Origin of the sequence: Streptomyces milbemycinicus (genome assembly GCF_002154605.1) — a bacterium.
In the GTDB taxonomy this organism is placed as follows: domain Bacteria; phylum Actinomycetota; class Actinomycetes; order Streptomycetales; family Streptomycetaceae; genus Streptomyces; species Streptomyces milbemycinicus.
Genome location: NZ_MUNE01000181.1, coordinates 1 through 10,927, shown reverse-complemented (window position 1 = coordinate 10,927; position 10,927 = coordinate 1). Strand labels below are relative to the sequence as shown.

3 protein-coding genes are annotated in these 10,927 nt (G+C 75.5%); all 3 read left to right on the top strand.

The genetic code is table 11. The annotated features are described in order from the left end of the window. Positions 1-454: acyl carrier protein (locus CCN51_RS16060; RefSeq protein ID WP_143675813.1), on the top strand; the 454-nt coding region annotated here is incomplete at its 5' end. Then, positions 451-9,393, top strand: a complete 8,943-nt coding sequence (locus CCN51_RS59225) for an SDR family NAD(P)-dependent oxidoreductase (RefSeq protein ID WP_107425994.1) — start codon at positions 451-453, stop codon at positions 9,391-9,393. The genes CCN51_RS16060 and CCN51_RS59225, both read left to right, overlap by 4 nt. A 16-nt stretch (positions 9,394-9,409) precedes the next feature. Then, a partial coding sequence (locus CCN51_RS16020; protein ID WP_245881632.1) for a type I polyketide synthase occupies positions 9,410-10,927 on the top strand: 1,518 nt, incomplete at its 3' end.

The window sequence follows — 10,927 nt, the reverse complement described above, 5'->3', positions numbered from 1 at the left end:
CGCCGCCCGGCCGGGCGGCGCCACCCCGGCCGGGGGCGGCGAGCGGCGCCGGGCGATCCGGGGGCTGCTGGTCGAACGGCTCGCCAGGACGCTGCGGGTGCCGACCGCGGACCTCTCTCCCTCGGTGGCGTTCTCCGACTTGGGAGTCGACTCGATCACCGGCTCGACGTTCGTGACACAGATCTCCGAGGAGCTGGACGTGGAGCTGAACGCGGCCGCCCTGTACGAGTACTCGACCGTCGAGCGGCTGGCGGACCACCTGATCGAGCTGGTCGGCCCCGACGAGCCGACGGCCGGATCCGGGGAGGAGCCGCCGGCCGACGGTACCGGCGATACGGCGGCGCCGGACGAACTGATCGCGAAGTTGGAGGCACGTTTCGCGGCCGGGGAGCTCTCCGCCGCGGAGGTGCTGGACCTGCTCGACGCCGAGTTGGCCACGAGGGAGCGACGATGAGCACCGCAGAGTTCCGGGACATCCTCGACCGGTACGCCAGGGGAGCGGTCGGCGCGGAGCAGGCGCGCGACCTGCTGGCCGCGCGGCGCCCGGCGCAGGCCCCGGGCCGGCCCACGGCCCCGGCGCCGTCCGGGCAGGACGCGGCCACCGGGCCGGCCGACCGCCCCGAGACACTGGACATCGCGGTGGTCGGCATGTCCGGGCAGTTCCCGGGGGCGGTGGACGTCCGCGAGTTCTGGCGCAACCTCGCCGAGGGCCGCGTCGGGTACGGCGAGCTGCCCGACCACTACCTCGCCCCGGAGGAGCGGAACGCGTACAGCTGGGGCGGGGTGCTCGCCGAGCGCGACAGCTTCGACCCCGAGTTCTTCGGCATCCGCCCGCACGAGGCGGACCTGATGAGCCACCACCAGCGGCTGCTGCTCCAGGAGAGCTGGCACGCGCTGGAGGACGCCGCGCTCGACCCGAGGGCCCTGGCCGGTTCGCGCACCGGGCTGTTCGTCGGCGCCGAGCCCACCAGCTATCCGCACGAGTCGTTCACCGGTGCCTCCGACGCCCTGGTGGCGTCCCGGCTGTCGTACTTCCTCGACCTGCGCGGGGCCGCGCTGGTGGTCAACACCGCCTGCTCGTCCTCGCTGGCGGCCCTGCACCTGGCCTGCCGGAGCCTGCGGTCGGGCGAGTCGTCCCTGGCGCTGGTCGGCGGCGCGAACGCCGGTCTTGACGGGCGCGGTCTCGACCTGCTGCTGCAGAGCGGCGCGATGTCGCCCACCGGCCAGTGCCGCACCTTCGACGCGGACGCGGACGGCACCGTCTACTCCGAGGCCGTGGCCGTCGTGGTGCTCAAGCGACTGGCCGACGCGGTGGCCGACGGCGACCACGTCCACGGCGTCGTCCGCGCGACCGGAATGAACCAGGACGGCGCCAGCAACGGCATCACCGCGCCGAACGGGGCGGCACAGGAAGAGCTGGTCCTCGACGTCTACCGGCGCTTCGGCATTCCGGCCGAGCGCGTCGGATTCGTCGAGGCCCACGGCACCGCGACCCCGCTCGGCGACCCGGTGGAGGCCAACGCGCTGGTGCGGGCGTTCCGGCGGCTGACCGGTGAGCGGGCGTTCTGCGCGGTCGGCAGTGCGAAGTCCCACATCGGGCACACGGGCGCCGCCGCCGGTCTTGTCGGGCTGATCAAGGTCCTGCTGTCCATGCGGTACGGCCGGCTGGTCGGCATGCCGACCCTGCGCCGGCTCAACCCGCTGATCGACCTGGCCGATTCGGCCTTCGTCCTGGACGACGCGGCGCGGCCCTGGCAGAGCGCCTCCGGCGCCCCGCTGATGGCCGCGGTGAACTCCTTCGGACACAGCGGGACCAATGTGCACGCGGTGGTCGAGGAGTATCCGCCGACCGCCGCCGAGGCGGCCCCCACTGACGACGGCAGCCCGCGGATCGTGCCGCTGTCGGCGCGCGACCCCGAGCGGCTGCGCGCATACGCCCGGGTGCTGGCGGAGTTTCTGGACCCGACGGGTGAGGAGGCGCCCGAGCCCGCCGCCGCGCCGGTGGCGCCCGCCCAGGTGTGTGCCGTGGTGGCGGACGTCCTGGGCGTCGCGGCGGACGAGATCGACCAGGACGAGCGGCTGGACTCCTACGGCGTGCGACCGGGGCAGTTCGCCCGGATCGGCGAGGCGCTGGACGCCCGGTTCGGGGTGCGGCTGGGCGCCGACGTCCCGCACGAGGGCCGTACGGCCGGGGAACTGGCCCGGCTGATCTCCGAAGCGGGCGGGGCGCTCCAAGGGAGCGGCACCGAGGACCGCGCCGCCGGGGCCGGCGGCCGGCCGCTGCTGGCCGATGTGGCCCGCACCTTGCAGCTGGGCCGGACGGAGCTGGCGGCGCGCGCCGCGTTCGTCGTGCGCGACCTGACGGAACTGGTCGCCGGGCTCCGGGCCGTGGCGGCCGGGGAGGAGCTTCCCGACAACTGCCGGCTGGGGCGGGCGGACCACGGCAGCGAGGTGGTCCGGCTCTTCGACGACGACGATGACCTGCGGGAGGCCGTGAGCAGATGGCTGGACCGCGGCAAGCTCGCCCAGGCAGCCGAGCTGTGGGTGCGCGGCGGGCCGATCGACTGGCGCAGGACGCGGCGGGACGGCGCGGGGCGCCGGGTGCCGCTGCCCGGCTACCCGTTCGCCAGGAACCGGCACGGCAAGCTGTTCACCCAGCCGGCGGCGCGGCCCGTCGCGCAACCGGCCGCCGAGCCCGCCCCGGCGCCGCGGACCGAGCCCGTCGCCGAGCCCCTGGCCGGGGCCGGGGCCGGAGCCGTCGCCGAGGCTGCGGCAGGGGCCGAGCCGTACGCCCCCGAGCGGCTGGCGGCTGCCGTCGAGGAGCGGCTCGCGCTGCTGGCCGCGGAGATGATCGGCGCGTCGGCGGCCGACCTCGACATCAAGGACCACCTGGACCGCTTCGGAATCGACTCCATCACGCGGACCAGGATGAACCACGCACTGAGCGAGGCGTTCCCGGCTGCCTCCCGGACGCTGTTCTTCGACTTCGCGAAGGTCGAGGGTGTCGCCGAGCACCTGGCCGAGCAGTTCCCGGACGAGTGCCGGGCGTACCTCGGGGGGAGCCCCGCGGCCGAGCCCGCCCCGGTCGCCGTACCCGCCGCTCCCGTACCCGTACCAGCCCCGGCCGCCGAACTCACCCCGCGGGAGGGCCAGGACCGCGAGGAGGACGAGGGCGACGAGAACGACGCGGCGGCGGACGCCGTCGCGATCATCGGGATGAGCGGCCGCTTCCCCGGCGCCCCCGACCTGGACCGGTACTGGTCGCTGCTCATGGACGGCCGGTCGGTCGTCACCGAGATCCCGCCGCGCCGCTGGGACTGGCGGGAGCACTACGACCCGAGCCCCGAGGGCGCGGACGTGGTGCGCAAGAGCCACTCCAAGTGGGGCGCCTTCCTCGACGGGTTCGACGAGTTCGATCCGCCGCTGTTCAAGTTCACCGAGGATGAGGCACGCAACACCGACCCGCAGGTGCGGCTGTTCCTCCAGGAGTGCTGGAAGACGCTGGAGGACGCGGGCTACGCCCCGTCGAAGCTGCCCGCCCCGGTGCGCCGGCGCATCGGGGTCTTCGCGGGCGGCGCGAAGCACGGCTTCACCCGGCTCGGTGCGGAGGGGCGGCTGGAGATGCCGCGCACCTCCTTCGGCGACATGGTGAACCGGGTCTCCTTCCAGTTCGACCTCGGCGGACCGAGCAAGGCCGTGGACACCGCCTGCTCCTCCGCCCTGGTGGCGCTGCACGAGGCGGTGCAGAGCCTGCGCGCCGGCCAGTGCGAACTGGCCCTCGCCGGAGCGGTGAACCTCTATCTGCACCCCTCGACGTATGTCGAGCTGGGCACCGTGGGGCTGCTGTCCGACCGTTCGGAGTGCGGGTCGTTCGGCGCGGAGGCCAACGGGATCGTCCCGGGTGAGGGCGTCGCGGCGGTGCTGCTCAAGCCGCTGCGGCAGGCGCTGCGCGACGGCGACCCGATACGGGCCGTCATTCGCGGCACGGCCGTCAACCACAACGGGCGGACCATCGGGTTCACCAGCCCCAGCGCGCAGCGGCAGGCCGATGTGATCCGTGAGGCGCTGCGCGACGGCGGCGTGGACCCGCGGACGGTCGGCTATGTGGAGGCCCACGCCAACGGCTCGGAGATCGGTGACGCGGTCGAGATGACGGCCCTCACCCAGGCCTTCGACGAGCGGCCGGGCGCGAGCGGGCGGTTCGGCGTGGGGTCGGTCAAGCCCAACATCGGCCACGGCGAGGCAGCCGCGGGCATGGCGCAGCTGTTCAAGGTCGTCCTGGCCCTGCAGCACCGCACCCTGCCGCCGACCCGGCTGCCGGAGGAGTTCAACCCCGCCATCGACTTCGACAGGCTCCCGTTCGAGCTCTCCGGCAGCGCCGTGCCCTGGGAGCCGGTGGTCGTGGACGGCACCCCGGCGCCGCGCCGGGCGGGCATCACCTCGATCGGCGGGGGCGGGACGAACGCCCATGTCGTCCTCGAGGAGGCGCCCGAGCCCGCGCCCTCGCGGGCGGCCGTGCGCGGGCCGGTGGTGTTCACTCTGTCGGCGCACACCGAGGACCGGCTCGGCGTCCACGTCGACCAGTGGATCGAGTTCCTCCGCGGCGGCCCCCGGGCCGACCTCGCGGGTATCGCCCACACCTTGCAGGTCGGCCGGGCGGATCTGACGCACCGGCTGGCGGTGGTCGCCAAGGGCGCCGAGGAGCTGCTGGGGCAGCTCACCCGCTGGCGCCGGGGCCGCCCGGGCGGCGCGGTGGTCACGGCCACCGCCGGGCGGGTGCGGGCCGCGGAGCTGGACGCGGCGCTGCGCGAGCGCGACCTCGGCCGGGTGGCGAGCCTATGGGCGCACGGGGCGACGGTCGACTGGAACGAGCTGTACGGCGACGACGTACCCGGCCGGGTGCCGGGGCTGCCGACCTACCCGTTCGAGCGCCAGGTCTGCTGGGTGGACGAGTCCGCCCCGGTTCCGCTCCCGGCCGCGACGGCCGTCGGCACCCCGGCCGGACCCGCGCCGGCGACGGGGGCCCCGGCCGCCACGACCCCCCTCCCGGCCGACCCGGCCGCGCAGGCGCCGGACGGCCATCCGCTGCTGTCGTCGGCCGTGCCGCTCGCCGACGGCGGGGTGGTGTTCAGCGGCGATGTGTCACTGGCCTCGCACCCCTGGATCGCCGACCACACGGTGTCCGGCACGGTGCTCTTCCCCGGCACGGCCTTCGTCGACATGGCGTTGCACGCCGGGCGGGACATGGGCTGCGGGCGGCTGGACGAGCTGACCCTGCAGGCCCCGCTGGTCCTGACCGAGCGGAACTCGGTACGGCTGCAGGTGGCCGTCGGGGCGCCCGACGCCACGGGCGGCCGCCCGGTGGAGGTGTACTCGCGGGCCGAGGAGGAGCCGTCGGACGAGGCGGCGGAGCGGCCGTGGACGCGGCACGCCAGTGGTCTGCTGGGGGCCGGAGAGCCGGAGACGGGGCCCGATCTGACCGTGTGGCCGCCGACCGGCGCGGAGCCGGTGCCGGTGGACGGCTACTACCGGGCGATGGCCGACGCCGGATACACCTACGGTCCGGCGTTCAGCGGGCTGCGTGCGGTCTGGAGGCGCGGCGACGAGGTGTTCGCCGAGGCCGCGCTCGACGACGCCCCGGACGCCGCCCGCTACGGTCTGCACCCCGCCCTGCTGGACTCGGCCCTGCACGCGATGGGCTTCGGCGGCTTCGTACGCGACGGCGGCGGATTGCTGCCCTTCTCCTGGTCCGGGATGCGGCTGTTCGGCCGGGGGGCCGCCGCGGTGCGGGTGCGGCTCACGGCGGCCGGCACCGACGCGGTCTCGGCCGAGGTCGCCGACGGTGCGGGACGGCCGGTGGCCGCGCTGGACTCGCTGGTGCTGCGCCCCGTCTCCGGCGAAGGGCTGTCGGCCCCGGGCGAGCGGCCGGTCCCGGGCGAGCGGCCGGTCACCGGCGCCGCGGGCACGGCCGCCCCGCCCGACTCGGTGTTCCGCCTGGACTGGACCACGCTGCCGACGGACGGGCGGGACACCGCGTGGTGGTCCCCGCCGGGCGCGGACGACCTGGGGCTCGGCCCCGCCCCGCGCCGCGCGGACGCCACGGCGTCCGGGGACACGGGCGAGGTGGCGCTGGTGTCGCTGGCCGCCGGGGACCCGGCGGACCCGGCGGACCCGGCGGCCGGGATCCGGGCTGCCACCGCGCGCGCCCTCGGCCTGGTGCAGGGCTGGCTCGCGGACGAGGCGCAGGCCGCGGCGCGGCTGGTGGTGGTGACCCGGGGAGCGGTGGCCGTCCGCGTCGGCGAGGACATCACGGACCTGGTGCACGCCCCGGTCTGGGGTCTGCTGCGTACGGCACAGGCGGAGAACCCGGACCGGCTGCTGCTGGTCGACCTGGACGGTGACGAGGCGTCGGTGGCCGCGCTGCCGGGGGCGGTGGCGGCCGCTGCGGCGGCCGGCGAGTCGCAGCTCGCGCTGCGCGGGGGAGCGGCGCTGGTGCCCCGGCTGGCCCCGGTCGGCTCCGACGGCACGCTGGTGCCGCCCCCGGGCGGCGGCGCGTGGCGGCTGGACACCACGGGCGCGGGCACCCTGGAGAACCTGGCGCTGCTGCCCTGGCCCGCCGCCGACGCGCCGCTGACGCCGGGGCAGGTGCGGATCGAGGTGCGCGCGGCCGGGCTGAACTTCCGCGATGTGCTGGGCGCGCTCGGCATGTACCCGGGGGAGCTGACGCTCGGCGCGGAGGGCGCCGGTCTGGTCCTCGAAGTCGGTCCCGGGGTGACCGGGCTGGCGGTCGGGGACCGGGTGATGGGGGTGTTCCCGAGCGGCCTGGGCCCGGTCTGCGTGGCCGACGCCCACACGGTGGCCCAGATGCCCGCCGGGTGGTCCTTCGAGGAGGCCGCGACGGTCCCGGTCGCCTTCGTCACCGCGTACTACGGCCTGTTCGACATGGGCGCACTGAGCGCCGGTGAGTCGGTGCTGGTCCACGCCGCCGCGGGCGGGGTGGGCATGGCCGCTGTGCAACTGGCCCGGCACGTGGGCGCGGAGGTGTTCGCCACCGCGAGCGAGGGCAAGTGGGACACCGTACGGGCGCTGGGGGTGCCCGACGACCACCTCGCCTCCTCCCGTGACCTGGGCTTCGAGGCCGAGTTCCGGGCCGTCACCGAGGGCCGCGGGGTGGATGTCGTACTGGACTCGCTCGCCCGCGAGTTCGTCGACGCCTCGCTGCGGCTGCTGCCGCGCGGCGGCCGGTTCGTGGAGATGGGCAAGACCGACATCCGTGCTGCCCAGCAGGTCGCGACCCGGCACTTCGGGGTCCGCTACCGGGCGTTCGACGTGGTCGACGCCGGGCCGCAGCGGATCGGGGAGATCCTCGCCGAGATCGTGGACCTGTTCGAGCGGGGCGTGCTGGAGCTGCTGCCCAGGACCACCTGGGACCTGCGACGCGCGCCGGAGGCCTTCCGGTTCATGAGCCAGGCGCGGCACGTCGGCAAGATCGTGCTGACCGTGCCCCGGCGCCCCGACCCGTTGCACACGGTGCTGATCACCGGTGGCACCGGCACCCTGGGCGGAATGCTCGCCAGGCACCTGGTGGCCGAACACGGCGCCCGGCACCTGGTCCTCCTCAGCCGGCGCGGACCCGACGCCCCCGGCGCGGCCGAGCTGACCGCGGAACTCACCGCGGACGGCGCCCGGGTCACGGTGGTGGCCTGCGACGCGGCCGACCGCGACCGGCTGGCCGAGGTGCTCGGCGCCATCCCGGCCGAGCATCCGCTCGGCACCGTCGTCCACACCGCGGGCGCGCTCGACGACGGGGTGTTCGACGCGCTGACCCCCGACCGGCTGGCACATGTGCTGCGGCCGAAGGCCGAGGGCGCGCTGAATCTGCACGAGCTCACCCGCGGCACGGACCTGACCCAGTTCGTGTTCTTCTCCGGGGCCGCCGGGGTGCTCGGCAACCCCGGCCAGGCCAACTACGCCGCGGCGAGCTCCTTCCTGGACGCGCTCGCCCACCACCGCAGGGCGCAGGGGCTGCCGGGCGTCTCCATGGCCTTCGGCTACTGGGAGCAGGCGACCGGCCTCACCAAGCACCTCACCGAAGGCGACACGGGCCGGATGACCCGGGGCGGTCTGCTGGGGCTCTCCTCGGAGCAGGGGCTCGCGCTGTTCGACGTGGCCCGGGGCGCCGACGAGGCGCTGCAGGTGCCCATGCGCATCGACCTGGCCGCGCTGCGGGCCCAGGCCGAGTCCGGCACCGGCCACCCCATGCACCGGGCGCTGGTGCGGACCGCGCCGCGGTCGGCGGCCGCCGCGCCGGACACCGGCGGCGGCCTGGACGGGCTCGCGGGTCTGCCCGAGGACGAACAGCGTGCGCGGGTCATGGAGTTGGTGCGCCGGCAGGTGGCGGCCGTGCTGGTGGTCGATCCCGACGACGTCGGACCCGACACCGGGTTCGTCGAGCTCGGCCTGGACTCGCTCACCGCGGTGGAGCTCCGCAACCGGCTGGGCCGGGCCACCGGGCTGCGGCTGCCGGTCACCCTGGTCTTCGACCACCCGTCGCCCGGCGCGCTCGCCGGGTACCTGCGGCAGCGGCTCACCACGGCCGCGCGCAAGGGCGGCAGGCCGGCGGCCCCGGCGCCCGCACCGGCTGCGGCACCCGCACCCACACCGACCCCGGCGCCCACACCGACCCCGGCGGTGGCGACACCCCCGGCCCCGGCGACATGCCCGGCCCCAGCCCAGGAGGAGGTCCGCCGGCTGCTGCTGGACGGCCAGGGCCTGGACCGGCTCGGGGCGGTGCTGGAGTTCGGCTGCCGTGGCGCGGGCGACGTCATCGGCCTCGCGGAGGACCACCCGGTGCTGGTGGTCCACGGCGTGACCGGCGACAAGGAGTCGGCCGACGGCGCGGGCCGGGAGATCCGGGAACGCGGGCTGCGGGACCGGGTCTCGGTGTTCCAGGCGGACCCCGCCGAACCCTTCCCCGGCCACTACGACCTGGCGTTCGGCATCGGCGCCTGCTTCCGGGCCGAGGACAAGGAGGCGCTGTTCGCGAACCTGGACGCCGCCGTCGTGGACGGCGGCCAGGTCCTGCTGGCGGACTTCCTGTGCACCCTGAGCGGCGACCTGGTCGACCCCGGGCTCGGCATCAGCGTCCCCACCGCGCGCACCTGGGCCGAGGTGTTCGCCCGGAACCGGCTCGTGATCGACGAACTCATCCCGTACGACACCGTGGCGCCCGACCCCGACCCCGACCTGGCCGAGCCGCTGCGCCGGGGCTGGATACGGCACCACCTCTTCCGGCTGCGCAAGGTGACCGCCTCGACCGAGGAGGAACGGCTCCGGCTCAACCGGGCACATCTGGCCGAGACCACCGGGCGTCCGCGCGCCGCGGCGAGCTGAAGGAGATTCAGAGACGATGTCGCCCCACGTCAAGCAGACGCTGTCGGAGCTCGCGGCCCGGGTGCTGGACGCCTCCCCCGAGCGGGTGGCCGAGGCCTCCTTCCAGGAGCTGGGCCTCGGCCTGGTCGCGGCCGTGGAGCTGACCGAGGAGGTCAACGCCCGGTTCGGCACGGCGCTTCCGACCAGCGCGGTGACCGAGGCGGGCGATCTCGGCCGGCTCGCCGAGCGCGTCGAGGCCACCCTCGCCCGGCAGGCCGCCCCGCCGGAGGCGGTGGCGGTGATCGGGATGCACTGCCGTACCGCCGGCGCCGCCGACCCCGAGGAGCTGTGGGAGGTGATCAGCGAGGGCCGGGACTGCACCGGTCCGGTGGCCGACCCGGTGGCGCTCTCGCTGTTCCGCGAGCACTTCCCGGACGCGGCGGTGCCCAGCTACGGGGCCATGGCCGAGGCCGAGTGCTTCGACCCGGCGTTCTTCCGGATCTCACCGCGCGAGGCCGCCGCGATGGACGCCGCCCAGCGGGTCCTGCTGGAGTCCTGCTACCACGCGCTGGAGGACGCGGCCCAGGACGCCTCGGCGCTGCGCGGCCGCGCGGTCGCGACCGTCGTCGGCTCCACCGGGCTCGCCCCGCAGTCCGAGTACTCCGCGCATGCGCTGATGGGCTCCGACACCAGCATCATGGCCGCTCGCCTGGCCTACCACCTCGACCTCGCCGGGCCCGCGCTGACTGTGGACACGGCCTGCTCGTCCTCGCTCGTCGCCGTGGACATCGCGCGGCGGCTGCTGCTGTCCGGCGAGGCGGAACTCGCGCTGGCCGCCGGGGTCTACGTGGTCAACCACCCCGGGACCTTCGTCACCATGGAGGCCCTGGGCACCGTGTCACCGCGCCGGACCTGCCGGCCCTTCGACGCGGAGGCCGACGGCATGCTGGTGGGCGACGGCGTCGGGGTGCTGGTGCTCAAGCGCCTGTCCGACGCGGTCCGGGACAACGACCGGATCCTGGGCGTCATCCGGGGCAGCGCGACCAACCAGGACGGCCGGACCTCGGGGATCACCTCCCCCAGCTCCACCGCGCAGAGCGCCCTGCTGCGCGAGGTCTACCGGCGCAGCGGCGTCGACATGGGCCGGCTGCGCTACGTGGAGGCGCACGGCACCGGGACCAGCCTCGGCGACCCCATCGAGGTGCACGGCCTGACCGAGGCGTTCGAGGAGTTCACCGAGCGCAAGCAGTTCTGCGCGATCGGCTCGGTCAAGGCCAACATCGGCCACACGATGGGGGCCGCGGGCGTGCTGGGCGCCATCAAGGTGCTGCTGTGCCTGCGGTACGGAAAGCTCCCCCCGGCAGCCAACTTCCGCGACGAGAACAAGCACGTCGACTTCGCTGACAGCCCGGTCTACGTCAACCGCGAGCCGGCCGACTGGGCCCCGGACGGCACCGGCCCCCGGCTGGCCGGCGTGAGCTCCTTCGGGTACAGCGGCACCAACGCCCACGTGATCATCGAGGAGTACCCCGCCGCCGAGCGCCGCGCCCCGGCC